This is a genomic window from Leclercia sp. GHBNCSD (genome assembly GCF_055805075.1).
Genome location: NZ_JBQVYO010000001.1, coordinates 2988579 through 3015342, shown reverse-complemented (window position 1 = coordinate 3015342; position 26764 = coordinate 2988579). Strand labels below are relative to the sequence as shown.

The 26764-nt window shown below is 54.9% G+C and carries 23 protein-coding genes and 5 tRNA genes; 12 read left to right on the top strand and 16 right to left on the bottom strand.

The annotated features are described in order from the left end of the window. Positions 1-146: 146 nt before the first annotated feature. From ACT3IC_RS14565 to emrB, 12 genes are all read left to right on the top strand, one after another. A complete protein-coding gene (locus ACT3IC_RS14565) occupies positions 147-473 on the top strand; it encodes a DUF883 family protein (RefSeq protein WP_103180860.1) in 327 nt (108 codons plus the stop codon). A gap of 240 nt (positions 474-713) precedes the next feature. Continuing rightward, positions 714-959 (top strand): glutaredoxin-like protein NrdH, encoded by a 246-nt coding sequence (gene nrdH / locus ACT3IC_RS14560; RefSeq protein WP_180209177.1) that lies wholly within the window; start codon positions 714-716, stop codon positions 957-959. After that, a complete protein-coding gene (gene nrdI / locus ACT3IC_RS14555) occupies positions 956-1366 on the top strand; it encodes a class Ib ribonucleoside-diphosphate reductase assembly flavoprotein NrdI (protein WP_103180862.1) in 411 nt (136 codons plus the stop codon). The genes nrdH and nrdI overlap by 4 nt, the downstream gene beginning before the upstream one ends. Next, positions 1339-3483 carry a class 1b ribonucleoside-diphosphate reductase subunit alpha gene (nrdE, locus tag ACT3IC_RS14550; protein WP_214422335.1) on the top strand — a complete coding sequence of 715 codons (2145 nt, stop codon included), beginning with the start codon at positions 1339-1341 and terminating at the stop codon, positions 3481-3483. Before nrdI ends, nrdE begins: the two co-directional genes overlap by 28 nt. Before the next feature lie 9 nt (positions 3484-3492). Next, positions 3493-4452 carry a class 1b ribonucleoside-diphosphate reductase subunit beta gene (gene nrdF / locus ACT3IC_RS14545; RefSeq protein ID WP_473477946.1) on the top strand — a complete coding sequence of 320 codons (960 nt, stop codon included), beginning with the start codon at positions 3493-3495 and terminating at the stop codon, positions 4450-4452. Positions 4453-4793: 341 nt separating this feature from the next. After that, on the top strand, positions 4794-5996 hold the full coding sequence (gene proV / locus ACT3IC_RS14540) for a glycine betaine/L-proline ABC transporter ATP-binding protein ProV (RefSeq protein ID WP_114385885.1): 1203 nt from the start codon (positions 4794-4796) through the stop codon (positions 5994-5996). Beyond that, on the top strand, positions 5989-7059 hold the full coding sequence (gene proW, locus ACT3IC_RS14535; RefSeq protein WP_103180866.1) for a glycine betaine/L-proline ABC transporter permease ProW: 1071 nt from the start codon (positions 5989-5991) through the stop codon (positions 7057-7059). Before proV ends, proW begins: the two co-directional genes overlap by 8 nt. Before the next feature lie 9 nt (positions 7060-7068). Further along, positions 7069-8064, top strand: coding sequence for a glycine betaine/L-proline ABC transporter substrate-binding protein ProX (proX, locus tag ACT3IC_RS14530; protein WP_156655146.1), 996 nt, complete (start codon positions 7069-7071; stop codon positions 8062-8064). Positions 8065-8199: 135 nt separating this feature from the next. Continuing rightward, positions 8200-9384: an MFS transporter gene (locus ACT3IC_RS14525; RefSeq protein ID WP_103180868.1), complete on the top strand. Its 1185-nt coding sequence runs from the start codon at positions 8200-8202 to the stop codon at positions 9382-9384. Between the two features lie 309 nt (positions 9385-9693). Then, positions 9694-10224 carry a transcriptional repressor MprA gene (gene mprA, locus ACT3IC_RS14520; protein ID WP_039029994.1) on the top strand — a complete coding sequence of 177 codons (531 nt, stop codon included), beginning with the start codon at positions 9694-9696 and terminating at the stop codon, positions 10222-10224. 124 nt (positions 10225-10348) lie between these two features. Continuing rightward, positions 10349-11521 (top strand): multidrug efflux MFS transporter periplasmic adaptor subunit EmrA, encoded by a 1173-nt coding sequence (gene emrA / locus ACT3IC_RS14515; RefSeq protein WP_103180870.1) that lies wholly within the window; start codon positions 10349-10351, stop codon positions 11519-11521. 16 nt (positions 11522-11537) lie between these two features. Continuing rightward, complete coding sequence (emrB, locus tag ACT3IC_RS14510) at positions 11538-13085, top strand: multidrug efflux MFS transporter permease subunit EmrB (protein ID WP_103180871.1); 1548 nt, start codon at positions 11538-11540, stop codon at positions 13083-13085. Between the two features lie 65 nt (positions 13086-13150). Here the strand turns inward: emrB and ACT3IC_RS14505 are convergent, their stop codons facing one another. From ACT3IC_RS14505 to pncC, 16 genes are all read right to left on the bottom strand, one after another. Then, the gene (locus ACT3IC_RS14505; protein ID WP_473477939.1) at positions 13151-15961 is read right to left on the bottom strand and encodes an FKBP-type peptidyl-prolyl cis-trans isomerase N-terminal domain-containing protein; all 2811 of its coding nucleotides are present in this window, start codon (positions 15959-15961) and stop codon (positions 13151-13153) included. Positions 15962-16038: 77 nt separating this feature from the next. Then, positions 16039-16407: an outer membrane protein assembly factor BamD gene (locus ACT3IC_RS14500; protein ID WP_103180874.1), complete on the bottom strand. Its 369-nt coding sequence runs from the start codon at positions 16405-16407 to the stop codon at positions 16039-16041. A 228-nt stretch (positions 16408-16635) separates the two neighbouring features. Beyond that, entirely contained in the window at positions 16636-17151 is a 516-nt protein-coding gene (luxS, locus tag ACT3IC_RS14495) for an S-ribosylhomocysteine lyase (RefSeq protein WP_103180875.1), read from the bottom strand. Between the two features lie 152 nt (positions 17152-17303). Next, complete coding sequence (gene gshA, locus ACT3IC_RS14490; protein WP_103180876.1) at positions 17304-18848, bottom strand: glutamate--cysteine ligase; 1545 nt, start codon at positions 18846-18848, stop codon at positions 17304-17306. Positions 18849-18919: 71 nt separating this feature from the next. Beyond that, a complete protein-coding gene (locus ACT3IC_RS14485; protein ID WP_103180877.1) occupies positions 18920-19348 on the bottom strand; it encodes a YqaA family protein in 429 nt (142 codons plus the stop codon). Continuing rightward, positions 19345-19911: a fructose-1-phosphate/6-phosphogluconate phosphatase gene (gene yqaB / locus ACT3IC_RS14480; protein WP_156655149.1), complete on the bottom strand. Its 567-nt coding sequence runs from the start codon at positions 19909-19911 to the stop codon at positions 19345-19347. Before yqaB ends, ACT3IC_RS14485 begins: the two co-directional genes overlap by 4 nt. Before the next feature lie 248 nt (positions 19912-20159). Beyond that, a tRNA-Arg gene (locus ACT3IC_RS14475) sits at positions 20160-20236 on the bottom strand. A 197-nt stretch (positions 20237-20433) separates the two neighbouring features. Further along, positions 20434-20510, bottom strand: a tRNA-Arg gene (locus ACT3IC_RS14470). Between the two features lie 161 nt (positions 20511-20671). Continuing rightward, positions 20672-20748, bottom strand: a tRNA-Arg gene (locus tag ACT3IC_RS14465). Positions 20749-20812: 64 nt separating this feature from the next. Further along, positions 20813-20889 (bottom strand) — tRNA-Arg (locus ACT3IC_RS14460). A 4-nt stretch (positions 20890-20893) separates the two neighbouring features. Continuing rightward, positions 20894-20986 (bottom strand) — tRNA-Ser (locus ACT3IC_RS14455). A gap of 342 nt (positions 20987-21328) precedes the next feature. Next, positions 21329-21514 (bottom strand): carbon storage regulator CsrA, encoded by a 186-nt coding sequence (gene csrA, locus ACT3IC_RS14450; RefSeq protein WP_000906486.1) that lies wholly within the window; start codon positions 21512-21514, stop codon positions 21329-21331. 241 nt (positions 21515-21755) lie between these two features. Next, positions 21756-24383, bottom strand: a complete 2628-nt coding sequence (gene alaS, locus ACT3IC_RS14445; RefSeq protein WP_159339780.1) for an alanine--tRNA ligase — start codon at positions 24381-24383, stop codon at positions 21756-21758. Positions 24384-24514: 131 nt separating this feature from the next. Further along, entirely contained in the window at positions 24515-25015 is a 501-nt protein-coding gene (recX, locus tag ACT3IC_RS14440; RefSeq protein WP_103180880.1) for a recombination regulator RecX, read from the bottom strand. A gap of 67 nt (positions 25016-25082) precedes the next feature. Then, complete coding sequence (gene recA, locus ACT3IC_RS14435; protein WP_103180881.1) at positions 25083-26141, bottom strand: recombinase RecA; 1059 nt, start codon at positions 26139-26141, stop codon at positions 25083-25085. An 87-nt stretch (positions 26142-26228) separates the two neighbouring features. After that, a complete protein-coding gene (pncC, locus tag ACT3IC_RS14430; RefSeq protein ID WP_103180882.1) occupies positions 26229-26726 on the bottom strand; it encodes a nicotinamide-nucleotide amidase in 498 nt (165 codons plus the stop codon). Between the last annotated feature and the right edge of the window lie 38 nt (positions 26727-26764).

Genomic DNA, 26764 nt, shown 5'->3' with positions numbered 1-26764 from the left:
TCATTTCCTGCCGGGCAACCTTACCGTATTCAGCATTAGCAGTGCTTTCAGAAAAATCCATAAACGGCCTGATAAGCCGTGACCGGCTTCAGATATTAAAAAGGTGGTCTAAACTGTTTATTACCGCAAATTCAAGGGAGAATTGTATGTTTAGCCGATCAAACCGAAACGACATTGAGGACGATGCTCAGGATATCCATAACGATGTCAGGAAATTAGCGGATACGCTGGAAAGCGTTTTGAAATCCTGGGGTTCAGATGCGAAGGGCGAAGCGGACGACGCCAGACGGAAGGCGCGGTCGCTACTGCGTGAAACCCGTGCACGCCTTAATGGATGCTCCACCAGCAAACAGTCTGCCTGCGATGCCATAAACTGTGCGAACACCTTTATTCGCGAGAGACCCATGTGTGCGGTAGGTACTGTCGCCGCCGTCGGGATCTTCATCGGTGCGCTGCTCGCCCTGCGTAAGTAACGCCCAACGCCGTACTGTGTTCTTCTACCCCAATGCCCTGCGGTGTTGGGGTTTTTCATTTTTATAAGCCATACCTCCCCTTCCCGTAACAGTTGTTACCGGCAGCAAGCACGCTTGAATTTCCCATATCTTGTGTGGTTGAAAGTTTAGATAACTACATCTAGTATTCCTTTTAGCAAGACAGACTCCTGTGACGCGTTCAATCGCGTTGGACTCTCATTTTAAATGGAAATACGAATCATGCGCATTATTATTTACACTCGCGACAACTGTGTGCAGTGCCATGCCACCAAACGCGCCATGGAGAGCCGGGGCGTGAGCTTCGAACTGGTGAATGTGGATCAGGTTGCCGACGCGGCAGAGAGGCTTAAAGCCCAGGGGTTCCGCCAGTTGCCGGTGGTGGTCGCCGGGGAGATGAGCTGGTCGGGGTTCCGTCCGGACCTGATTAACCGGCTGCCGCAGGCTGCGCAGGCCGCCCGGGCATGAGCCTGCTCGTCTACTTCTCCAGCAGCTCGGAGAACACGCACCGCTTTATCGTGCGCCTCGGGCTGCCCGCCGTGCGGATCCCGCTGAACGAACGGGAGCGCATCCAGGTGGACGAGCCTTTTATTCTGGTGGTGCCCAGCTACGGCGGCGGCGGAACCGCCGGGGCGGTACCGCGCCAGGCGATCCGCTTTCTTAACGATCCCCATAACCGGGGGCTTATCCGCGGGGTGATCGCCGCCGGCAACCGTAATTTCGGCGAGGCCTTCTGCCGCGCCGGGGATGTCATCTCACAAAAGTGCGGCGTGCCGTACCTCTATCGCTTTGAGCTGATGGGGACCCAGCAGGACGTCGACAACGTGCGTAAAGGAGTAAACGAATTTTGGCAACGACAACCGCAGAACGCGTGATACAGGGATCGCAGGATTTCCATGCCCTGAACGCCATGCTGAACCTCTACGATGAAGACGGGAAGATCCAGTTCAGCAAAGATCGTGAGGCGGTGGACGCCTTTTTTAATGCCCATGTCCGCCCCAACAGCATGACCTTTGCCAGCCCGCAGGCGCGTCTGGACTACCTGCTCAGGGAGGGTTACTACGACCCACGGGTGCTGGCGCGCTATGAGAGCAGCGTTGTGCTGGCGCTCTTTGCCCATGCCCATGCCAGCGGTTTTCGTTTCCAGACCTTCCTCGGCGCCTGGAAGTTTTACACCAGCTATACGCTGAAAACCTTCGACGGAAAGCGTTATCTGGAGAGCTTTGAGGATCGGGTGGTGATGGTCGCCCTTACCCTGGCCCAGGGAGATGAAACGCTGGCCCGCCAGCTGACGGACGAGATCCTTTCCGGGCGTTTTCAGCCCGCCACGCCGACCTTCCTCAACGGCGGCAAGGCGCAGCGCGGGGAGCTGGTCTCCTGTTTCCTGCTGCGCATTGAAGACAACATGGAGTCGATTGGCCGGGCGGTCAATTCGGCACTACAACTTTCCAAACGCGGCGGCGGCGTGGCCTTTTTACTTTCGAACCTGCGGGAAGCGGGGGCGCCCATCAAGCGCATCGAGAACCAGTCCTCCGGGGTGATCCCGGTGATGAAGATGCTGGAGGATGCCTTCTCCTACGCCAACCAGCTTGGCGCGCGCCAGGGGGCCGGAGCGGTCTATCTTCATGCCCATCACCCGGACATCATGCGTTTTCTTGATACCAAACGCGAAAATGCCGACGAAAAAATTCGCATCAAAACCCTCTCCCTGGGGGTGGTGATCCCGGATGTCACCTTCCGGCTGGCAAAAGAGAATGCCGATATGGCGCTCTTCTCCCCCTACGACGTGGAGCGCATCTACGGTAAGCCGTTTGGCGATGTGGCGGTGAGCGAGCTGTATGACGAGATGGTGGCGGATACGCGGATCCGCAAAAAAACCCTCAATGCCCGGGAGTTCTTCCAGCGGCTGGCCGAGATCCAGTTTGAATCCGGCTATCCCTACATCATGTACGAGGACACGGTCAACCGCGCCAGCCCCATTGCCGGGCGCATCAATATGAGCAACCTCTGCTCGGAGATTTTGCAGGTTAACAGCCCTTCAACCTATGACGAGAATCTGGACTACGCCCGTATCGGGCACGATATCTCCTGCAATCTGGGCTCGCTGAATATAGCCCATACCATGGACTCGCCGGACTTTGGCCGCACCGTTGAAACCGCGGTGCGCGGCCTGTCGGCAGTGTCGGAGATGAGCCACATCCGCAGCGTGCCGTCGGTGGAGGCCGGGAATGCCGCCTCGCACGCCATTGGGCTGGGGCAGATGAATCTGCACGGCTATCTGGCGCGGGAGGGCATTGCCTACGGCAGCCCGGAGGGGCTGGATTTCACCAACCTCTACTTCTACACCATCACCTGGCACGCGCTGAACACCTCTATGATGCTGGCCCGTGAAAAAGGGCAGCGATTCGCCGGTTTTGCACAGTCGCGTTACGCCAGCGGAGAGTACTTTAACCTGTACCTCAACGGTGACTGGCAGCCGAAAACGGAAAAAGTGCGGGCGCTGTTTGCCCGCGCCGGGGTCCGCCTGCCGACGCGGGCGATGTGGCAACAGCTGCGCGACGACGTGATGCGCTACGGCATCTACAACCAGAATCTGCAGGCGGTACCGCCCACCGGGTCGATCTCGTATATCAACCATGCCACCTCAAGCATTCACCCGATTGTGTCGAAAATCGAGATCCGCAAAGAGGGGAAAACCGGGCGCGTCTACTACCCTGCCCCGTTTATGACGAATGAGAATCTGGACCTCTATCAGGATGCTTATGAAATCGGCCCGGAAAAAATTATCGATACCTACGCCGAGGCGACAAAACATGTCGATCAGGGGCTGTCGCTGACGCTCTTCTTCCCGGACACCGCCACCACCCGCGACATCAACAAAGCGCAGATCTATGCGTGGAAGAAAGGGATCAAGACCCTGTACTACATTCGCCTGCGCCAGCTTGCGCTGGAAGGCACCGAAACAGAAGGCTGCGTGTCCTGCGCGCTGTAAGGAGAGAGCATGAAACTGTCCCGGGTTCACGCCATTAACTGGAACAAGATTGAAGATGACAAAGATCTGGAGGTATGGAACCGCCTGACCAGCAACTTCTGGCTACCGGAAAAGGTGCCGCTGTCGAACGACGTTCCGGCGTGGGAGACCTTAAGCCGGGAAGAACAGCAGCTGACTATCCGCGTCTTTACCGGCCTGACCCTGCTCGACACGGTACAGAACACAGTGGGCGCACCGGCGCTGATTGACGATGCGCTGACCCCGCACGAAGAGGCGGTGATGTCGAATATCAGCTTTATGGAGGCGGTGCATGCCCGCTCCTACAGCTCCATCTTCTCGACGCTTTGTCAGACCAAAGATGTGGATGCCGCGTACCGTTGGAGCGAAGAGAGCGTTGCGTTGCAGCATAAAGCCCAGCGGGTACTGGAACATTACCGCGCCGACGAACCGCTGAAGAAGAAGATCGCCAGCGTCTTTCTGGAGTCGTTTCTCTTCTACTCCGGTTTCTGGCTGCCGATGTACTGGTCGAGCCGGGGTAAGCTCACCAATACTGCGGATCTGATTCGGCTGATCATCCGGGATGAGGCCGTACATGGGTATTATATTGGCTATAAGTATCAGAAAGGGCTCGAGAAAGTTAGCGAGGCCGAACGCGAGACGTTGAAGGGCTTTGCGCTGGATCTCCTGATGGATCTGTATGATAACGAGCTGAACTATACCGACGAGCTCTATGCCGGAACGGGCTGGGAGGAGGAGGTGAAAGCGTTCCTCTGCTACAACGCCAACAAAGCGCTGATGAACCTCGGCTACGAGGCGCTCTTCCCGCCGGAAATAGCGGAGGTAAACCCGGCGATCCTCGCCGCGCTCTCGCCGAACAGTGACGAAAACCATGATTTTTTCTCCGGGTCGGGATCGTCCTATGTCATGGGAAAAACGGTGGAGACAGAAGACCAGGACTGGGATTTTTAAGTAAAATTAATCGGATTTGAATGTGAAATATATCACTTAATGTCTGACAAATATCTCTTCGTGATCTACGCTGTAATTCTCCGGTCATATTCGCCTGAATCATAAGAATTCAGGCGAAATTTCCCATCCGCACGGTAAAAATCTCAAAAAAATTCATTTCCCGCTCAGCCCTTATCTCATGGGAAATTGAGCGATATTGTCCGCATGCAAACCATGGCAAAATTCATGCCACAAGCGCCGCAAGGGTTGTCTCAGATTCTGAGTATGTTAGGGTATGGCTTGCTTATTATTTCAATGGTAACGCTATCGATTTAAATAAATAACGGGACATTCTTTATTGCATGGCAATTAAATTAGAAGTTAAAAACCTCTACAAAGTATTTGGCGAGCACCCGCAGAGGGCTTTCAAATATATTGAAAAAGGTCTCTCAAAAGAACAAATTCTGGAAAAAACCGGGCTATCGCTTGGCGTTAAAGACGCCAGTCTGGCCATTGAAGAAGGCGAGATATTTGTCATCATGGGATTATCCGGTTCGGGTAAATCCACTATGGTTCGCCTTCTCAATCGCCTGATTGAACCCACCCGCGGGCAGGTGCTGATTGACGGCGTCGATATCGCCAAAATATCAGACGCTGAGCTCCGCGAGGTGCGCAGAAAAAAGATCGCGATGGTGTTTCAGTCATTCGCCCTGATGCCGCATATGACGGTGTTAAATAACACTGCCTTCGGCATGGAATTAGCCGGCGTACCGGCCAATGAGCGCCAGGAAAAAGCGCTGGATGCGCTGCGTCAGGTGGGGCTGGAAAATTACGCCCACGCATATCCGGATGAACTTTCCGGCGGGATGCGCCAGCGCGTGGGATTAGCCCGCGCATTAGCGATCAACCCCGATATATTATTAATGGATGAAGCCTTCTCGGCCCTCGATCCATTAATTCGCACCGAGATGCAGGACGAGCTGGTAAAACTGCAATCGCGGCATCAACGCACCATTGTCTTTATTTCCCATGACCTCGATGAAGCCATGCGAATTGGCGATCGTATTGCCATTATGCAAAACGGCGAAGTGGTTCAGGTGGGTACTCCGGACGAAATTCTCAATAATCCGGCAAATGATTATGTCCGCACCTTCTTCCGCGGCGTGGATATTAGCCAGGTGTTTAGCGCCAAAGATATTGCCCGCCGCACGCCAAACGGCATTATCCGTAAAACGCCAGGGTTCGGCCCGCGCTCGGCACTGAAGCTGCTGCAGGATGAGGACCGGGAATACGGTTATCTGGTTGAACGCGGCAATAAATTTGTCGGCGTGGTCTCCATCGACTCCCTGAAAACCGCCCTCGGCGAAGGTCAGGGGATCGATGCGGCGTTAATCGACGCGCCACTTGCTGTGGACGCCGAAACGCCGCTCAGCGAGTTGCTCTCTCACGTTGGCCAGGCGCCCTGTGCGGTGCCGGTGGTTGGAGAGGAACAACAGTACGTCGGCATCATTTCAAAACGCATGCTGCTGCAGGCTTTAGATCGCGAGGGGGCAAACAATGGCTGATCAATCTAACCCGTGGGGTACTACAGAGGCGGCGGACAGCGCGGCGCAATCCGCTGACGCGTGGGGTTCTTCTACGCCAGCACCCACCGACGGCGGTGGCGCTGACTGGCTGACCAGCGCCCCTGCGCCTGCGCCAGAACATTTCAATATTATGGACCCGTTCCATAAGACCCTGATCCCGCTCGACAGCTGGGTGACGGAGGGGATCGACTGGGTAGTGACCCACTTCCGCCCGGTCTTCCAGGGGATCCGCGTCCCGGTGGACTACATCCTCAACGGCTTCCAGCAGCTGATGCTGGGGATGCCGGCTCCGGTCGCCATCGTGCTCTTCTCGCTGATCGCCTGGCAGTTTGGCAGCGCGGGGATGGGGATCGCCACGTTGATCTCGCTGATCGCCATCGGCGCCATTGGCGCGTGGTCCCAGGCGATGATCACCCTGGCGCTGGTACTGACCGCCCTGCTCTTCTGCGTGGTGATCGGCCTGCCGATGGGGATCTGGCTGGCGCGCAGCCCGCGGGCAGCGAAAATTATTCGCCCACTGCTGGATGCGATGCAGACCACTCCGGCGTTTGTCTACCTGGTGCCTATCGTGATGCTGTTCGGCATTGGCAACGTGCCGGGCGTGGTGGTGACCATTATCTTCGCCCTGCCGCCGATTGTGCGTCTGACCATTCTGGGCATCAACCAGGTGCCGGCTGACCTTATCGAGGCCTCGCGCTCGTTTGGCGCCAGCCCGCGTCAGATGCTGTTTAAAGTCCAGCTGCCGCTGGCGATGCCCACCATTATGGCGGGTGTGAACCAGACCCTGATGCTGGCCCTGTCGATGGTGGTGATCGCCTCGATGATCGCCGTGGGCGGTCTGGGCCAGATGGTGCTGCGCGGGATTGGTCGTCTCGATATGGGGCTGGCCACCGTCGGTGGCGTCGGGATCGTGATCCTCGCCATTATCCTTGACCGCCTGACCCAGGCTGTCGGTCGTGATGCACGCAGTCGCGGCAACCGTCGCTGGTATAACACCGGCCCTGTCGGGTTGCTTACCCGCCCATTCACAACGTCTAAATAAGGAACAACGATGCGACATAGCGTACTTTTTGCCACAGCGTTTGCCACCCTTGCCTCCACCAGCGCATTCGCTGCCGACCTGCCGGGCACCGGTATTACCGTGCAACCGGTCCAGAGCACCATCTCCGAAGAGTCATTCCAGACCGGGCTGGTCAGCCGCGCGCTGGAGAAGCTGGGCTATACGGTCAATAAACCCAGCGAAGTGGATTACAACGTCGGCTATACCTCTATTGCCTCGGGGGATGCCACCTTTACTGCCGTCAACTGGCAGCCGCTGCATGACGACATGTACACCGCCGCGGGCGGCGACAAAAAGTTCTACCGTGAAGGGACCTTTGTCTCCGGTGCGGCTCAGGGTTACCTGATCGACAAGAAAACCGCCGATCAGTACCACATCACCAATATTGAGCAGCTGAAAGATCCGAAGATTGCGAAGCTGTTCGATACCAACGGGGACGGCAAAGCCGACATGATGGGCTGCTCGCCGGGCTGGGGCTGTGAGGCGGTGATTAACCATCAGAACAAAGCCTTCGACCTGGCAAAAACGGTGGAGGTGAGTCACGGCAACTACTCTGCGATGATGGCGGACACTATTGCCCGCTTTAAAGAGGGTAAACCGGTCATCTATTACACCTGGACGCCATACTGGGTAAGCGACGTACTGAAGCCGGGTAAAGATGTGGTCTGGCTGCAGGTGCCGTTCTCCTCTCTGCCGGGCGAGCAGAAGGATATCGACACCAAACTGCCTAACGGCATGAACTACGGCTTCCCGGTGAATACCATGCACATTGTGGCCAACAAAGCCTGGGCTGAGAAAAACCCGGCAGCGGCGAAGCTCTTCTCGGTCATGAAGCTGCCGCTGGCGGACATCAACGCGCAGAACGCGATGATGCATGCCGGCAAGTCATCGGAGGCCGATGTACAGGGCCATATCGATGGCTGGATCAAAGCCCACCAGCAGCAGTTTGATGCATGGGTAAATGAAGCCCTGGCGGCACAGAAGTAACGCTACTCTGCTCCTCTCTCCCGGAGAGGGGAGCAGACCGCACGATCCATCACTCACCAACTCCCCGCCTCCTCTCTTCATCCGTTATTATGGTTTACGAAAAAATAATCACTTAACTAATGATTTCGAAACCAAATGACAAAAACACCTCAGGGGCTTAGCCCCGCACTTATTCTGCTGATGTCAGTGGCAACCGGTCTGGCGGTCGCCAGCAACTACTATGCGCAACCCCTGCTGGAAACCATCGCCCGCAACTTCTCGCTCTCGGCAAGCTCAGCCGGTTTTATCGTTACCGCCGCCCAGCTGGGATACGCTGTGGGTCTGCTGTTCCTCGTCCCGTTGGGGGATATGTTTGAACGCCGGGCGATGATTGTCTCCATGACGCTGCTGGCCGCGGGCGGGATGTTGATCACCGCCTCCAGCCAGTCGCTTAGCATGATGATCCTCGGCACCGCCCTGACCGGTCTCTTCTCGGTGGTGGCGCAGATTCTGGTGCCCCTCGCCGCCACCCTCGCCTCGCCGGATAAGCGCGGTAAGGTGGTCGGCACCATTATGAGCGGCCTGCTGCTGGGGATTTTACTGGCGCGTACCGTTGCGGGCTTACTGGCGGGTATCGGCGGCTGGCGCACCGTCTACTGGGTCGCCTCGGTGCTGATGGTGGTGATGGCGCTGGCGCTGTGGCGCGGCCTGCCGAAGGTGAAGTCAGAAACCCATCTCAACTATCCGCAGCTGCTGGGCTCCGTCTTTAGCCTGTTCATAAAGGATAAACTGCTGCGTACCCGGGCGTTGCTCGGCTGTTTCACCTTCGCTAACTTCAGTATTCTCTGGACCTCGATGGCCTTCCTGCTGGCCTCTCCGCCGTTTAACTATTCCGAAGGGGTGATCGGTCTGTTTGGTCTGGCCGGGGCTGCCGGTGCGCTGGGGGCGCGTCCTGCGGGTGGCCTGGCGGACAAGGGCAAATCGCACCTCACCACCACCGCCGGTCTGGTGATGCTGCTGCTCTCCTGGGCAGCAATCTGGTACGGACATGTCTCGGTGCTGGCGCTGATTATCGGCATCCTGGTGCTCGACCTGACCGTGCAGGGGGTGCATATCACCAACCAGACCGTGATTTACCGCGTCAAGCCGGATGCCCGTAACCGCCTGACGGCCGGGTATATGACCAGCTACTTTATCGGCGGTGCGGCCGGGTCGCTCATTTCGGCCTCGGCGTGGCAGCATGCCGGCTGGACGGGCGTGTGTGCGGTCGGGTCGGTGATGGCGCTGCTTAACCTGCTGGTCTGGTGGCGCGGTTATCACCGTCAGGAGGCTATTCAATAAGGTTTACATAAGTTTGGGGCTCTCAGGGTGTTAAGGAGCCCTTCAGTCTGTTAAGGTACGCAATCATTTATACCGAAAATTTTTATGTGGGTAATATATTAGAATACCGCATGAATAGCTTACGCCTGATGACTCATCCCCGTTTTGCCAGCGCCACCCCCTCTTTTCTGTGCTTACCGGGTCACGGATCAACCCGGCTCTTGATGACAGTGAAATTCGCCTTGTGGATTTTATCCGCACAAATAATTCATTTACATTATTTGTCACTGTCGTTACTATATCGGCTGTAATTAATGAGGTTATGCCCAAATGGATAGTTCGTTTACGCCCATTGAACAAATGCTTAAATTTCGCGCCAGTCGCTATGCAGATTTCCCATATCAGGAGATCCTGTTAACGCGTCTCTGCATGCACATGCAGGGTAAGCTGCTGGAAAATCGCAATAAAATGCTGAAAGCTCAAGGGATTAACGAGACGTTATTTATGGCGTTGATTACGCTGGAGTCTCAGGAAAATCACAGCATTCAGCCTTCCGAACTGAGTTGCGCGCTGGGTTCGTCCCGTACCAATGCGACCCGTATTGCCGATGAGCTTGAAAAACGTGGCTGGATTGAGCGCCGCGAAAGTGACAACGACCGCCGTTGTCTGCACCTGCAACTGACCGAGAAAGGTCACGAATTCCTGCGCGAGGTGCTCCCACCTCAGCACAACTGCCTGCATCAACTCTGGTCGTCTTTAAGTAACGCAGAGAAAGATCAGCTCGAGCATATCACCCGTAAGCTGCTCACCCGTCTGGACCAGATGGATGAAGATGGCGCTGTTCTTGAGGCGCTGCGCTAACGCGACGACACGCTCCAAAATCCAGATTAATAAGAAAACCGTCAGGCCAGCATCTCATCGTGCTGGCCTTTCTGATAACAGGTCGGCTCAGCCGATGTGAAATAATAAGATCGTGGAGAACAACATGAGCGCAAATGCGGAGAACACAACCCCGCAGCAACCGGTCAACAAGAAAGGCAAACGCAAGCGCGCCCTTCTGCTGCTGACCTTGCTCTTTATTATCATTGCCGTGGCATATGGGATCTATTGGTTTTTAGTACTGCGTCATAGTGAAGAGACGGATGACGCGTATGTGGCAGGGAACCAGGTTCAGATTATGGCGCAGGTGTCGGGCAGCGTGACGAAAGTCTGGGCTGACAATACCGACTTTGTGCAAAAAGGTGATGTGCTGGTAACGCTCGATCCGACCGATGCCCAGCAGGCGTTTGAAAAAGCGCAGACTGAGCTGGCCTCGAGCGTACGTCAGACCCGCCAGCTGATGATCAACAGCAAACAGCTGCAGGCCAATATTGACGTGCAGAAAACCGCCCTCGCCCAGGCCCAGAGCGACCTCAATCGTCGCGTCCCGCTGGGTTCGGCCAACCTGATTGGCCGCGAAGAGCTGCAACACGCCCGTGACGCGGTCGCCAGCGCGCAGGCCCAGCTGGATGTGGCACTTCAGCAATATAACGCTAATCAGGCGATCGTGCTGAATACCACGCTCGACCAACAACCGGCGGTAAAACAGGCGGCGACCGAAGTCCGTAACGCCTGGCTGGCGCTGCAGCGTACTAAAATCGTCAGCCCGATGACCGGCTACGTTTCCCGTCGTTCCGTGCAGCCTGGCGCGCAGATCACCTCCTCCACCCCGCTGATGGCGGTGGTGCCGGCAACCAACCTGTGGATTGACGCCAACTTCAAAGAGACCCAGCTGGCGCATATGCGTATCGGCCAGACCGCCACGGTCGTCAGCGACATCTACGGCGACGACGTAAAGTACACCGGCAAAGTGGTGGGGCTGGATATGGGGACCGGCAGCGCCTTCTCGCTGCTGCCTGCGCAGAACGCCACCGGGAACTGGATCAAAGTGGTTCAGCGTCTGCCGGTGCGTATCGAGCTGGATGAGAAACAGCTGGCGGACCATCCGCTGCGTATTGGCCTCTCCACGCTGGTGACGGTGGACACCTCCAACCGTGACGGCCAGATGCTGGCAAACCAGGCACGTTCGAACCCGGCCTACGAAAGTAATGCCCGTGAGATCAGCCTTGAGCCGGTGAATAAACTGATCGATGAGATCGTGAAGGCAAACGCCGGTTAATCCGAAGGTGAGCGTTATGCAGCAGCAAAAACCGCAAAAACCGTTGGAAGGGGCGCAGCTGGTCATCATGACCATTGCGCTTTCGCTGGCGACATTCATGCAGGTGCTGGACTCCACCATCGCGAACGTGGCGATCCCGACCATCGCCGGGAACCTTGGCTCATCCCTGAGCCAGGGGACATGGGTGATCACCTCGTTCGGGGTGGCGAATGCGATCTCCATCCCGATTACCGGCTGGCTGGCGAAGCGCGTCGGGGAAGTGAAACTGTTCCTCTGGTCAACGATCGCTTTCGTGCTGGCCTCCTGGGCGTGTGGCGTCTCCACCAGCCTGAACATGCTCATCTTCTTCCGCGTGATCCAGGGGATTGTGGCCGGACCGTTGATCCCGCTGTCGCAAAGTCTGCTCCTGAACAACTACCCGCCTGCCAAGCGCTCTATTGCGCTGGCGCTGTGGTCGATGACGGTGATTGTCGCCCCGATCTGCGGCCCGATTCTGGGCGGTTATATCAGCGATAACTATCACTGGGGCTGGATCTTCTTTATCAACGTGCCGATTGGCGCCCTGGTGGTACTGCTGACCCTGCAGTCGCTGCGTGGCCGCGAAACCCGCACTGAACAGCGGCGGATTGATGGCGTGGGGTTGGCGCTACTGGTGCTGGGCATCGGTAGCCTGCAGATCATGCTCGACCGCGGGAAAGAGCTGGACTGGTTCGCCTCGCAGGAGATCATCGTTCTGACTGTTGTGGCGGTGGTGGCGCTCAGCTTCCTGATTGTCTGGGAGCTGACGGACGACAACCCGATAGTCGATTTGTCGCTATTTAAATCACGCAACTTCACCATAGGGTGTTTGTGTATCAGCCTTGCCTACATGCTTTACTTCGGCGCCATTGTTCTGCTGCCGCAGCTGTTGCAGGAGGTATACGGGTATACCGCCACCTGGGCAGGGCTGGCGTCGGCGCCGGTCGGGGTGATCCCGGTCCTGCTGTCGCCGATCATCGGCCGCTTCGCCCATAAGCTGGATATGCGACGCCTGGTGACCTTCAGCTTCATCATGTATGCGGTGTGCTTCTACTGGCGCGCCTATACCTTTGAACCGGGCATGGACTTTGGCGCCTCCGCGTGGCCGCAGTTCATCCAGGGGTTTGCAGTGGCCTGCTTCTTTATGCCACTGACCACCATCACCCTCTCCGGTCTGCCGCCGGAAAGGATGGCGGCGGCATCCAGCCTGTCGAACTTTATGCGTACGCTGGCGGGCTCTATCGGGACCTCGATGACCACCACCATGTGGACTAACCGCGAGTCGCTGCACCATGCGCAGCTGACTGAATCGGTGAACGTGTTCAATCCGCAGGCGCAGGAAGTCTACAGCCAGCTGCAGGGGATGGGCATGTCTGAGCAGCAGGCTTCCGGATGGATAGCGCAGCAGATCACCGCCCAGGGACTGATAATCTCGGCTAACGAGATCTTCTGGCTGTCGGCAGGCGTGTTCATTGTGTTACTGGGGCTGATCTGGTTCGCTAAACCGCCGTTCGGGGCGGGTGGCGGAGGGGGCGGCGCCCACTGACGCGTTTGGCTGAAAAGAAAAACGGATCTGCATGCAGATCCGTTTTTTTATGGCCGCGGTTACGGCTACTTAATGCCAATAATTTTAATCGTAATGATCGAGACCGTGCCTGGTGGCACAAAGCCGGGTACGCCCTCTTCACCGTAGGCCTGTTTCGCCGGGATATGGATTTTTGCCTCCCCGCCCAGACCCAGTTTTTTCACTACCGTCTGGAACAGCGGCGGTAAATCCTTAACCCGGCTGGCGCGCACCTCTTTACTGGACATCACTTTACCGGTACCCAGCACCTCATCAATCTCGGCAATGATCTCGTTCTGGGCCGTAATCAGCGGCGCCTCACCTTGCTGAATCACCCGATAGATAGCTCCTTCCGGCAGTCGTTTAGCGCCTTTCTCATTCGCCGCCTTAGTCATGATCGCTTTGCTCTGCTTTTCGTTTTCACTTTGCATTGCGACAAACTGCTTTTTCTGTACCTGATCCAGCGCGACCAGCTCCTTCGACAGCGCTGCTGGCGTCATCTGGAGCTTATTGTTCACCTTGTCGTTAAAGCCCTGCATAAAGGCGTTAAGATCGAGCTTTTTGTTCAGCCCGTGCAGCTTGCTCTTTTCACGCCCTGCCGCATCGCCATACCAGGTGCCGATAGCGTAGCTGGTCAGCGTATCTTTTGCCGCCGTCTTATCGATCTTCATCCGCTGCGGCTCCTTAGTCGCTTTTGCGGATGCTGCCTGACTCTCCTTCAGCTTCTGGTTTTCGGCCGTCAACGTTGCCAGGGAGGCGCTTTGCGTTTTCTGCTGCTCCTCAAGCGAGGCTTTTTGCGTCTGTAGCTGGGCCAGCTGCTTTTTCAGCTCCTCGGTCTCTTTTCCGGCAGCAGCCAGTTGAGTGACCAGCGCACCGCTTTTATCTTTCTCGCTGCCAACGTTATTTTTCTGAAGAGCCAACAGGGACTCCTGTGAAGCGATAACTTTTTTAGCATCCTCAAGCTGGTTCTGCGCAATCTCAGATTTTAACTTCTCGCTTTTAAGCACTTTTTCCTGCTCGGCCAGCCGGGTCTCCAGAGTGGCTTTTTGCAGGTTCAGCGACGACAGCTGGGCTTTTAAGGCATCCGCCTCTTTTACCGCGCCGGTGCTCTTATCGCTGCTGGTTTTAAGGGTCGCAAGCTGCGCCTCCACCGCTTTCTTCTGCGCCTGCAGATCGGCCAGTTCTTTGGACAATGCCACGTTTTTCTCGCGGATCGCTTTCAGGGCAGCCAGCTCCGTCTCCAGCCCCTTTTTCTGCGTTTGCAGTTCGGTCAGCTCTTTCGCCAGCGCGGCACTTTTCTCATTGACCGCTTTCAGCGCCGTCAGCTGAGTATCCAGCGTCTTTTTCTGCGCCTGCAGATCGGTCAGCTCTTTGGTAAGGGTCGCATTTTTCGCACTGGCTTCTTTCAGAGAAGCAAGTTGGGTATCCAGCGCTTTCTTTTGCGTCTGCAGATCGGACAGCTCTTTGCTGAGAGTGTCATTTTTGGTACTGACCTCTTTCAGGGAGGCCAGCTGGGTTTCCAGCGTCTTCTTCTGCGCCTGCAGATCGCTCAGCTCTTTAAGCAGCTTCTCTTTGTCGCTTCCGGCGCTGCTCTTCTGCACAGCCAGCAGCGACTCCTGCGAGGCAATCACCTTTTTGGCATCTTCGAGCTGGTTCTGCGCAATTTCAGACTTTGTCTTTTCGCTGCTGAACGCTTTTTCCTGTTCGGCGAGCCGGGTCTCCAGAGTCGCTTTTTGCAGATTCAGCGACGACAGCTGGGCTTTTAGAGCCTCAAGCTCTTTTGCCACCCCGGCGCTTTTCTCGCTGCTGGTTTTGAGGGTGGCAAGCTGGGCATCCAGCGCCTTCTTCTGTGCCTGTAGGTCGGTCAACTCTTTCGTCAGCGCGACGCTCTTTTCCTCGGCCGCTTTCAGTGAAGCGAGCTGCGTTTCCAGCGCCTTCTTCTGCGCCTGCAGATCGGTCAACTCTTTCGCCAGCGTGGCGCTCTTCTCATCGGCCGCTTTCAGTGAAGCCAGCTGGGTTTCCAGCGCCTTCTTCTGCGCCTCCAGGTCGCTCAGCTCTTTAAGCAGCTTCTCTTTGTCGCTTCCGGCGCTGCTCTTCTGCACAGCCAGCAGCGACTCCTGCGAGGCAATCACCTTTTTGGCATCTTCGAGCTGATTCTGCGCAATCTCAGACTTTGTCTTTTCGCCGCTGAACGCTTTTTCCTGTTCGGCGAGCCGGGTCTCCAGAGTCGCTTTTTGCAGATTCAGCGACGAGAGCTGGGCTTTTAAAGCATCGAGCTCTTTTGTCACGCCAGTGGTCTGGATGCTGTTGGTCTTAAGGGCACTCAGCTGCGCATCAAGCGCGTCCTTCTGCGCCTGTAGATCGTTCAGCGCTTTCGTCAGAGCGGCGCGTTGCGCGTTGGCTTTATTGAGCTGCTCCACCAGTTCTGCATTTTTTTGTTGATCGACGCCAGCAGGCTTCGGCAGCATCGCGATCAGGCTCTCAATGGCAAGCTTTTGCGCGCTGCCTTCCGATTGTGCTGTCAGCCGGGAGAGCTTCTGCTCTTTTTCCGCGACACGATCCCTTTCATGAGCAACCGCCTGTTCCAGCAGCGCCTTTTCGCTTTCCACCGCACTTAGCTGTTTATCTAATTGGGTGATGGTGGTATTGGCCTGACGAAGTGCCTCGGTGAGGCGGGAAAGTTTGGCCTGATCGGCCGCGACGGCCTTGTCGTTTTTAACAGACGCGGCACGGGTCGCCGGACGGGCAGGTTTTACCTGCTGCGGCGCTGTATCCAGGGGAGTAGTGGTGGTCTCTGAGGAGATAAAAGGATTGGTTGAATTATTGCCGATAATTTTTTCGTTATTTAAACGTTCCAATAGTTCCGTTCCGGCTGAAAATGCTTTTCCACCCGATAATAACAATCCGCAGTACAGTGCTGCGCTAAAATATTTATTCATAACTTGTTCATTTCATTGGCACGGTTCATCATATTGGTATAAACCGTATTACGAATCCTTACGCATACCAGCGACAGTTTTTTATTAATTTCGGTGAGCATAACTTCGGAAGCGTTATCATCAACCAGAGATTTATTCGATTCGTAAATTTTATAGTTTTTATTAATATTCTCAAATTGCTTACGGTAGGTCTCGTAGGCCGCCGGGTCGAGCTTTTGCAGCGCAGAAAACTCCTGATAGCACTGCACCTCCTGCTTACGTTCGGCAGGGGCTTTGGCTATAGGCGTAGTCACCGGTTTAGAACTGCAGGCAGACAGCAGAATAGCGGAAAAAAGAATCGCGGAGCCAGCAAAATAAACTTTCATAAATTCCTCTTAATTATATTCTATTCCATGAAATATTAACGCATCAATAATTACAGTGAATGAGCGTTAAGGTTTCATCCATAGATATAATATATATAAATAACTATCATGCGTTAGCTGCAATAATAAAGAGAAAGAGAGGATTGCACAACGAGTGACAGGCTTTTAGGAATTTATTAATAGAGTAATATTACCCGGCATACTCCTTGCGAAGAGCCGGGTAATTTGCTAGATGTGCAGTTCCTGCAACTTCTCTTTTGGCAGCGCCAGTTCGTCATTGCTGTTGACGCGAACGTCACGCTCAAGGATGTGGCGGGCAATATCCTGGGCTTCTTCCAGAGAGTGCATCTGATATGTACCGCACTGGTAAACGTTGAGCTCCGGGATCTGGTTCTGCTCTTTAACTTTCAGCACATCTTCCATCGCCGCTTTCCACGCATCTGCGACGCGGGTCTCTTCCGGCACCCCAATCAGGCTCATGTAGAACCCGGTACGGCAACCCATAGGCGAGATATCGATGATCTCAACGCCGTTACCGTTCAGGTGATCGCGCATGAAGCCGGCAAACAGGTGCTCCAGGGTGTGAATGCCTTTTTCCGGCATCACTTCTTTATTCGGTACGCAGAAACGCAGGTCGAATACCGTGATCGTATCGCCGTGCGGGGTATGCATGGTCTTCGCAACGCGTACAGCAGGTGCTTCCATACGGGTATGGTCGACAGTAAAGCTATCTAATAACGGCATACGTCACCTCCGATAGTGATTTTTTTTTAAAAAAAATGAACTCTTCTTTTCAACGCGCGTCTGAGTATATGAAAGACGCGCATTTGTTATCATCATCCCTGTTCTTCAGAGATGTTATTTTGGCCACAGCGATGTGGCCTTTTTCTTTTCTGTCAGGTCTGTTTCGCCAGAAACTCAGCAAACGACTCTGTATCCGCCGCCTCAATCTCACGCTGACGCACCGTTGACGCTTCGCGTTCAGCAGCGAACTCAGCTTCGGTAAGCACCTCCAGCGGTTCCTGCAGCAGCATATCGCGATACTCCGCCGCAAGTGCACGACCGGTCCCGCCGATGCCCCGATCAATCATAGAACGCAGAATGCGTGCCGAGAACGTTAGCTCAGGATTATCAAAACTTTCGACCAGCTGATCGCAAACCAGCTGATACGCATCGCCACCATAAACGCTGTCCAGTGTCTGGGCGACGCGTTTGAGATCACGGAACAGATCTTTACCCACCTGTTGCAGCGGGAACTGTGCCGTCTGGCAACCTATGCCCAGCGTCAGGCCAGGTTTACGCCCTTCAAGGATCACCCGGTTCCAGTTCGTGCGGGTGCAGAGCAGTTCGTCAGCACTCATTTCCGGCGCATCGGCCAGCACGCACCAGACCATAAACAGATCCAGGAAGCGTACCTGCTGCTCGTCCACGCCGATAGGCGAGAACGGGTTGATATCCAGGGAGCGCACTTCGATGTACTCAATCCCACCGCGCTGTAACGCATCCGATGGTGTTTCTCCGCTGCGCGTGACGCGTTTCGGACGGATAGGCGCGTACAGTTCGTTTTCAATCTGTAAAACGTTACTGTTGATTTGCAGGCGCTTACCGTCTTTCTCAAGACCGATCTCTTCGTAGGTTTCCGACGGGGTTTTGATCGCCCGCTTCAATCCTGCCACATACTCGTGCAGATCGTTAAACGTAATACCGAGATTGCTTTGCGACTTATTGGTATAACCCAGGTCGCTGAGACGCAGGGAGGTGGCATATGGCAGGTAGTACATACCGCAGTCGGTTTTCTCAAACGGCAGCGTGGTCGGTTTGCCCTGCAGGAAAGAGGAGCAAATCGCCGGAGAAGCCCCAAACAGATACGGGATGACCCAGCCGAAGCGATAGTAGTTACGAATCAGGCGGAAATAGCCTGCGGAGATCGCCTCTTTATCTGTTTCGCCGCACTTCGCCTGCCAGAATGCCATCGGCAAGGAGAAGTTATAGTGCACGCCAGAGATCGTCTGCATCAGCGCGCCATAGCGATTTTTTAATCCTTCGCGATAGAGCGTTTTCAGACGACCGATATTGGACGTGCCGTACTGCGCCAGTTCAATATCCTGCCCCTGCGCGATATAGCACGGCATACTCAGCGGCCACATCCGCTCATCACCCAGATTACGGGCGCTGTAGCGGTGAATGTCACGCATGATTTTCAGCATGTGGTCAATTTCGCCGTCGACCGGCGTAATAAACTCAAGCAGTGCTTCGGCGAAATCAGTAGTGATCCATTTATGGGTCAGCGCCGAACCCAACGCCTGTGGATGGCCTGTCGTTGCGAGACTGCCATCTGCGTTAACGCGCAGCGTTTCGCGCTCAAGACCGCGCTGAATACCCTTCAGTGCCTGAGGGTGGTTTTCCAGCCAGGCCAGTGCCTGTGATACGTCCGGGATCAATTCGACCTCCCGCCTGTCAAAATCATTTCATTTAGCATAATTGTAATGGTTTCTGGTCACAAACAGTCCAATTAGTGCCACCACGTCATGCCCTGCAAAGTTGCAACCGCTACAAGAATGTAGCGCAATGCCTTGCCAAGGCATAAAAAAAAGAGCACAGGCCCCCAGGAGATGCGCATCCATCCCGCCAGCAGGCACAGTAAATCACCGATTACCGGCATCCAGCTTAGTAAAAGCGTGGCAGCGCCATAGCGTTTTAGCCAGCCGACTGCCTTTTCCTGCCAGCGCGATTTTTTGCGTAGCGGAAAGAATCGCCCAAGAATAACGTTAGTCAGCCCTCCAAGGCTATTACCCATTGTTGCTATTAACACGAGTAACCACGGCTGACTGACACCGGACAAGAGCATCGCCACCAGTACCACCTCGGAATTTCCGGGCAGGATCGTGGCGCTTAAAAAACTGCTGGCGAATAATGAGGCGAGTGACAGTGTGTCACTCACAGTAAGCGAACATCCACCGCGGCCATACCGGCATCACGTGCTGCCTGGATACCAAAATCGGCATCTTCAAACACGACACACTTCGCGGGTGGTACGCCCATCAGCTCTGCACAAAGCAGAAAGGTGTCAGGTGCAGGCTTGTGGTTTTTAACGTGATCGGCCGCGACCACGGCAGAGAAATAGTGGCGCAGGTTAAGGTGGTTGAGCAGTGCTTCAGCGATAGCGCTTTCACTGCCCGTACCGACGGACATGGGACGTCGTCCGTGCCACGCCTTCACTACGTCGATTAAGGGCAAAGGACGCACAGTGTCCAGCAGCATGGCTTTTACTGCATCGGTTTTTTCACGCGCGAGCAGGTGCGGGTCGAGATCGGCCTGATTCAGTTCAATCACGGCCTGCGCAATACGCCAGGTTGGAGATCCGTTGAGGGCTATCATCGCCTGTAAGTCGAAACGCATACCATAACGACCCAGGACTTCAGTCCATGCCTGGCGATGCGTTGGCTCAGTGTCGAGGATGGTGCCATCCATATCGAAAATCAAACCGTCATACTGTGCGTACATCGTGCTCTCGCGAAAGGATTACAAAGCGTTACTTTATCGTAAACAAGGGGTTTTGTCGCTGACAGAGAAGATGATTGCTGACGAAACGTCGAAGGAATAAACAATGAGGGAGAAGATGGTGCATCCGGGAGGATTACTCGGCGTTGCCTCGCCCTCCGGGTCGTTGCTGAAGCAACGTTATCCTCCCTGATGCTGACGATTGATTCGCAGACCATGAAACAACAGCCTGGCTGTTATCTCTGAGAAGATGGTGCATCCGGGAGGATTCGAACCTCCGACCGCTCGGTTCGTAGCCGAGTACTCTATCCAGCTGAGCTACGGATGCATCGGGATTTACTACTGTACTACTCGATACCACATATCATTTCGAAATCGACATGCAATAAAAGATGGTGCATCCGGGAGGATTACTCGGCTGCGCCTCATCCTTCGGGCCGTTGCTGAAGCAACGTTATCCTCCCTGGCACTGGCGATTAACTCGCAGACCTTGAAACAACAGCTTCGCTGTTATCTCGGAGAATATGGTGCATCCGGGAGGATTCGAACCTCCGACCGCTCGGTTCGTAGCCGAGTACTCTATCCAGCTGAGCTACGGATGCATCGGGATACTGCTTTGAGATGTAGTAAATGGTGCATCCGGGAGGATTACTCGGCTGCGCCTCACCCTTCGGGCCGTTGCTGAAGCAACGTTATCCTCCCTGGTGCTGGCGATTAACTCGCAGACCTTGAAACAACAGCTTCGCTGTTATCTCGGAGAATATGGTGCATCCGGGAGGATTCGAACCTCCGACCGCTCGGTTCGTAGCCGAGTACTCTATCCAGCTGAGCTACGGATGCATCGGGATTTACTACTGTACTGCTCGATATTCATATCACTTCTAAAGCAATATGAAGTAATAGATGGTGCATCCGGGAGGATTCGAACCTCCGACCGCTCGGTTCGTAGCCGAGTACTCTATCCAGCTGAGCTACGGATGCAAAATGGCGGTGAGGCGGGGATTCGAACCCCGGATGCAGCTTTTGACCGCATACTCCCTTAGCAGGGGAGCGCCTTCAGCCTCTCGGCCACCTCACCACACAACGCCTCTTTCGAGTGCTCCGAGTAACTCGCTAAGAGCTTCTCGTCGCTGCGTGGCGCATATATTACTTTCTGGGACTTATAAGTCAAACAATTTTCCACAAGCTTTTATCGTTTGCACAATTCACAGGCAATTCGGACGTAAAACCTGCAAAGAGAGTGTTTTATAAACGTATTTTGCCCCTCTTTCTACACTCTTCTGCATGGAGAACGGTAGATTTTGGCGAAGTAAAAGAGATGAGAGTGGTCAAAAACAGAGCGAACGAAACAGAACGGTAACTTTAAGGAAGGAGAATGTCAGGAGGGGTGCGTCTCGCCAGAGAGCGAGACGCGATAATATCAGTAACTTGACTGCTGGGATTTTTCAGCCTGGATACGCTGGTAGATCTCTTCACGATGAACAGAGACTTCTTTAGGGGCGTTCACACCAATACGTACCTGGTTACCCTTTACCCCTAAAACTGTCACGGTGACCTCATCCCCAATCATGAGGGTCTCACCAACTCGACGAGTCAGAATCAGCATTCTTTGCTCCTTGAAAGATTAAAAGAGTCGGGTCTCTTGTATCCCGGCATTATCCATCATATAACGCCAAAAAGTAAGCGATGACAAACACGTAATGTGTAGGTAGTCACGGCATCACAATCTGTTAAACGTAAGTTTAGCCGATATACACAAACTCAACCTGACTTTATCATTATGGATAGCGTAGAGCGCAGTACGCCATAACGGTGACGTTATGGCGTCTGATTACGCTTTGTAATTATTACAGTTTCGAATTTACCCAGCTTTCTACACTGGCCAGTGCTGCCGGGAGGGCCGCAGCGTCCGTACCACCGGCTTGCGCCATGTCAGGACGACCACCGCCTTTGCCGCCCACTTGCTGAGCGACCATACCAATCAGTTCCCCTGCTTTCACACGGTCGATCACGTCCTTAGATACGCCCGCAATCAGAGAAACCTTACCTTCCGCTACCGTTGCCAGAACGATAACCGTTGAACCGAGCTGGTTCTTCAGATCGTCGACCATGGTACGAAGCATTTTCGGCTCAACGCCCGTCAGCTCGCTGACCAGCAGTTTAACGCCTTTAATCTCAACCGCTTTGCTGGAAAGGTTTGCGCTCTCCGCAACCGCAGCCTGCTCTTTCAGCTGCTGGAGTTCTTTTTCCAGTTGGCGGGTACGTTCCATCACGCTGCGCACTTTCTCGCCCAGGTTCTGACTGTCGCCCTTCAGCAGCTGCGCGATGTCGTGCAACTGATCGCTCTCAGCATGGAGGCTAGCAATCGCGCCTTCACCGGTGACCGCTTCGATACGACGAACGCCTGCCGCTGTACCCGATTCGGACACGATGCGGAACAGACCGATGTCGCCCGTACGGCTGGCGTGGGTACCGCCACATAGCTCGGTGGAGAAATCACCCATGCTCAGCACACGTACACGGTCGTCATACTTCTCGCCGAACAGAGCCATCGCGCCTTTGTTCTTCGCCGCCTCGAGGTCCATGATGTTGGTTTCGATCGGCAGGTTACGACGGATCTGGGCGTTAACCAGATCTTCAACGGCGCGAATTTCTGCCGGTTTCATCGCTTCGAAATGGGAGAAATCGAAACGCAGCACTTTGTCATTTACCAGCGAGCCTTTCTGCGCAACGTGCGTACCCAGAACCTGGCGCAGTGCGGCATGCATCAGGTGCGTCGCAGAGTGGTTCAGACGAATACGTGCGCGGCGCGCTTCGTCAACGATAGCCTGAACGCCCTCGCCCACTTTCAGTTCGCCGGATGCCAGCGTCCCCTGGTGGCCGATCGCCTGACCATATTTCTGCGTGTCGCTGACGGCAAAGCTAAAACCATTGCCTTTCAGTTCGCCTTTATCACCCACCTGGCCGCCTGATTCAGCGTAGAACGGCGTCTTGTCCAGAACCACAACGGCAGTCTGGCCCGCGCTGATGCTCTCCACGGCTTTGCCGTCAACAAACAGGGCAGTAACTGTACCGTTAGTTTCCAGATGCTCGTAACCTTCAAATTCGCTGCTGCCATCAACGCGGATCATGGCGTTGTAATCGGCACCGAAACCGCTGGATTCACGCGCACGACGGCGCTGCTCTTCCATTGCCGCTTCGAAGCCCGCTTCGTCAACTTTGATGTTGCGCTCGCGGCAAACATCAGCCGTCAGGTCAACCGGGAAACCATAGGTGTCGTACAGACGGAAGGCGGTTTCGCCATCCAGGGTGTCGCCTTTCAGCTTCGACAGCTCGTCGTCCAGCAGGGTCAGGCCACGTTCCAGCGTACGGGCAAACTGCTCTTCTTCGGTTTTCAGAACCTGCTCAACCTGCGCCTGCTGACGTTTCAGCTCTTCGCCCGCTGCGCCCATAACGCCAATCAGCGGCCCCACCAGCTTATAGAAGAAGGTATCTTTCGCGCCCAGCATATTGCCGTGGCGGATCGCGCGGCGAATGATACGGCGCAGCACGTAGCCGCGGTTTTCATTCGATGGGATCACGCCGTCAGCAATCAGGAATGCACAGGAGCGGATGTGGTCGGCAATCACGCGCAGGGATTTGTTGCTCAGGTCGGTCGCGCCAGTCACGTCGGCAACGGACTTAATCAGAGTGCTGAACAGATCGATGTCGTAGTTGGAGTTAACGTGCTGCAGTACTGCGGCAATACGCTCCAGACCCATACCGGTATCTACGGATGGCTTCGGCAGTGGCTCCATGGTGCCGTCGATCTGACGGTTGAACTGCATGAAGACGATGTTCCAGATCTCGATGTAACGGTCGCCATCTTCTTCTGGGCTACCCGGAGGGCCGCCCCAGATGTGGTCGCCGTGATCGTAGAAGATTTCGGTGCAAGGACCGCACGGACCGGTATCGCCCATCTGCCAGAAGTTGTCAGACGCGTACGGGGCGCCTTTGTTATCGCCGATGCGAATAATACGTTCGCGCGGGATACCCACCTCTTTTTCCCAGATTTCATAGGCTTCATCGTCGGTTTCGTAGACGGTAACCCACAGGCGCTCTTTCGGCAGGTTGAACCAGTTTTCACCGGTCAGCAGTTCCCATGCGTACTGGATAGCGTCATGTTTGAAATAGTCGCCGAAGCTGAAGTTACCCAGCATCTCGAAGAAGGTGTGGTGACGTGCGGTATAACCGACGTTTTCCAGATCGTTATGTTTACCACCCGCACGTACACAACGCTGTGAGGTGGTCGCGCGGGAATAATTACGCTTGTCGAGACCAAGGAAGACATCCTTGAACTGGTTCATCCCGGCGTTGGTAAAGAGTAAAGTTGGATCGTTGTTCGGTACCAGGGAGCTGCTGGCAACAACCTGATGTCCCTTACTATGGAAAAAATCGAGAAACGCCTGTCGGATCTCAGCGGTGCTCTTGCTCATAATTATCCTGAAATCAAGCTAACGAAATGTCACAGCGGGTCACTACGCAACCGTTGTTGGACGGACCAGCTACTGTAAAAAGTGGGAATAAGATAAGTTTTCTTTGGAGGGAAGTAAAATCCCGCATGCGTTCAATCGGTAAAATTACGCCAGATATCCTGTATATCCTCCATCAGGAAACCGCGGTAGAGCAAAAAGCGCTGGATTTTGACTTTTTCTGAAAATTCACGCGGCAGCGGTTCGCCGTATTTTCGCACCGCCTGTTCCCGCGCCAGTTCGCACCAGTCAATCTCGCATTCACGCATCGCGCGTTCTGTGATTTCCCGTGGGATACCTTTCTGATTAAGCTCCTGGCGGATACGCGCCGGGCCATAACCTTTACGGCTGCGGCTGGCGATAAAGCGAGAGACGAAGCGGCTATCGTCCAGATAGTTATGCTCGTAACACCAGGCAATAACGCGGTCATAATCTTCCGCGGTCGCGTCGATTTGTTCCGGGCCGTTTTTGCTCATGACCGGCGCCATGAGTTTGCGGCGCAGCTCCTGTTCGCTATGGTCGCGCACGCTCAGTATGCGTACCGCGCGATCAAGCAGACGGTTCCAGGCGGGGCGTCGGGGGGATGATTCACTCATAAAGCACCTGCTGAAAAACAAATGCAAAAAAGGGCCGCAATCGCAGCCCTTTTATTACATCAAGTGATTAGAAATCTTCGTTGGTTTCTTCTACGTCTGCGTCATCCGCAGTGAAGTCTGGCTTAGCATCCTGATTGTTGAGAAGCAGATCGCGTACCTTCTTCTCAATCTCTTTCGCTGCTGCCGGGTTCTCTTTCAGCCAGGAGATAGCATTCGCTTTACCCTGACCAATCTTGTCGCCGTTGTAGCTGTACCAGGCGCCCGCTTTCTCAATCAGCTTCTCTTTCACGCCGAGGTCAACCAGTTCGCCGTAGAAGTTGATGCCTTCGCCGTAGAGGATCTGGAATTCAGCCTGTTTGAACGGTGCAGCGATTTTGTTCTTAACCACTTTCACACGCGTTTCGCTACCCACCACGTTCTCACCGTCTTTAACGGCACCGATACGGCGGATATCCAGACGCACGGAGGCGTAGAATTTCAGCGCGTTACCACCGGTGGTGGTTTCCGGGTTACCGAACATCACACCGATCTTCATACGGATCTGATTGATGAAGATCAGCAGCGTGTTGGACTGCTTCAGGTTACCGGCCAGCTTACGCATCGCCTGGCTCATCATACGTGCCGCGAGGCCCATGTGAGAGTCACCGATTTCGCCTTCGATTTCTGCTTTTGGCGTCAGCGCCGCTACGGAGTCGACGATGATTACGTCAACTGCGCCAGAGCGCGCCAGTGCGTCACAGATTTCCAGTGCCTGCTCACCGGTATCCGGCTGCGAGCAGAGCAGGTTGTCGATATCAACACCCAGTTTACGTGCGTAAACCGGATCCAGCGCGTGCTCAGCATCGATAAAGGCACAGGTTTTGCCCTCGCGCTGTGCAGCAGCCACAACCTGTAAGGTCAGGGTGGTTTTACCGGAGGATTCTGGCCCGTAGATCTCTACGATACGCCCCATAGGCAGGCCGCCAGCACCCAGTGCAATATCCAGAGAAAGCGAACCGGTGGAGATAGTTTCTACATCCATGGAACGATCTTCACCCAGGCGCATGATGGAACCTTTACCGAATTGCTTTTCGATCTGGCCCAGTGCTGCCGCCAACGCTTTCTGTTTGTTTTCGTCGATAGCCATTTTTTCCTCTCATGCCGGGTGAAACAACTGCGCTTCACCTTGGATTTCTGTTCTGTTGCAGCAATTATACTGTATGCTCATACAGTATCAAGTGTTTTGTAGAAAATGTTGCCAGAGCGTTTTTAACGCATAAACGGTGGCCTGACGACGCACGCTTTCACGGTCGCCGCTAAAGCATTCCCGGCGGGTAATCCCCTCCCCTTGCGCCGTCGCAAAGCCAAACCACACTGTTCCAACAGGCTTTTCCTCGCTGCCACCGTCCGGCCCGGCGATGCCGCTAATAGAGATAGCATAGTCCGCCCGGGCAGCACGCAGGGCGCCAATCGCCATTTCAATGACCACCGGTTCACTCACCGCGCCGTGCTCGATGAGCGTGGGCTCACGAACCCCAATCATCTGCGCTTTCGCTTCATTACTGTAGGTGACAAAACCGCGTTCAAACCAGGCGGAACTGCCCGCGATATCGGTGATAGCTTTCGCCACCCAGCCACCGGTACAGGACTCAGCCGTGGTGACCGTGGCACCGCGCTGTTTCAGCGCCTGCCCTACCCTCTCACTGAGCTGCATTAATTCATGGTCACTCATCTCGTTTTGTCTCCATAAAAACGTGCAGCACAAGATAG

Excerpts from the sequence above, each read along its gene's own strand:
- nrdI (WP_103180862.1), top strand. The coding sequence starts at position 956 with ATGAGCCTGCTCGTCTACTTCTCCAGCAGCTCGGAGAACACGCACCGC.
- emrA (WP_103180870.1), top strand. The coding sequence starts at position 10,349 with ATGAGCGCAAATGCGGAGAACACAACCCCGCAGCAACCGGTCAACAAG.
- alaS (WP_159339780.1), bottom strand. The coding sequence starts at position 24,383 with ATGAGCAAGAGCACCGCTGAGATCCGACAGGCGTTTCTCGATTTTTTC.
- pncC (WP_103180882.1), bottom strand. The coding sequence starts at position 26,726 with ATGAGTGACCATGAATTAATGCAGCTCAGTGAGAGGGTAGGGCAGGCG.
- luxS (WP_103180875.1), bottom strand. The coding sequence starts at position 17,151 with ATGCCGTTATTAGATAGCTTTACTGTCGACCATACCCGTATGGAAGCA.
- recA (WP_103180881.1), bottom strand. The coding sequence starts at position 26,141 with ATGGCTATCGACGAAAACAAACAGAAAGCGTTGGCGGCAGCACTGGGC.
- emrB (WP_103180871.1), top strand. The coding sequence starts at position 11,538 with ATGCAGCAGCAAAAACCGCAAAAACCGTTGGAAGGGGCGCAGCTGGTC.
- yqaB (WP_156655149.1), bottom strand. The coding sequence starts at position 19,911 with ATGTACGCACAGTATGACGGTTTGATTTTCGATATGGATGGCACCATC.
- recX (WP_103180880.1), bottom strand. The coding sequence starts at position 25,015 with ATGAGTGAATCATCCCCCCGACGCCCCGCCTGGAACCGTCTGCTTGAT.
- proV (WP_114385885.1), top strand. The coding sequence starts at position 4,794 with ATGGCAATTAAATTAGAAGTTAAAAACCTCTACAAAGTATTTGGCGAG.
- proW (WP_103180866.1), top strand. The coding sequence starts at position 5,989 with ATGGCTGATCAATCTAACCCGTGGGGTACTACAGAGGCGGCGGACAGC.
- nrdF (WP_473477946.1), top strand. The coding sequence starts at position 3,493 with ATGAAACTGTCCCGGGTTCACGCCATTAACTGGAACAAGATTGAAGAT.
- ACT3IC_RS14565 (WP_103180860.1), top strand. The coding sequence starts at position 147 with ATGTTTAGCCGATCAAACCGAAACGACATTGAGGACGATGCTCAGGAT.
- csrA (WP_000906486.1), bottom strand. The coding sequence starts at position 21,514 with ATGCTGATTCTGACTCGTCGAGTTGGTGAGACCCTCATGATTGGGGAT.
- proX (WP_156655146.1), top strand. The coding sequence starts at position 7,069 with ATGCGACATAGCGTACTTTTTGCCACAGCGTTTGCCACCCTTGCCTCC.
- ACT3IC_RS14500 (WP_103180874.1), bottom strand. The coding sequence starts at position 16,407 with ATGAAAGTTTATTTTGCTGGCTCCGCGATTCTTTTTTCCGCTATTCTG.
- ACT3IC_RS14525 (WP_103180868.1), top strand. The coding sequence starts at position 8,200 with ATGACAAAAACACCTCAGGGGCTTAGCCCCGCACTTATTCTGCTGATG.
- mprA (WP_039029994.1), top strand. The coding sequence starts at position 9,694 with ATGGATAGTTCGTTTACGCCCATTGAACAAATGCTTAAATTTCGCGCC.
- nrdH (WP_180209177.1), top strand. The coding sequence starts at position 714 with ATGCGCATTATTATTTACACTCGCGACAACTGTGTGCAGTGCCATGCC.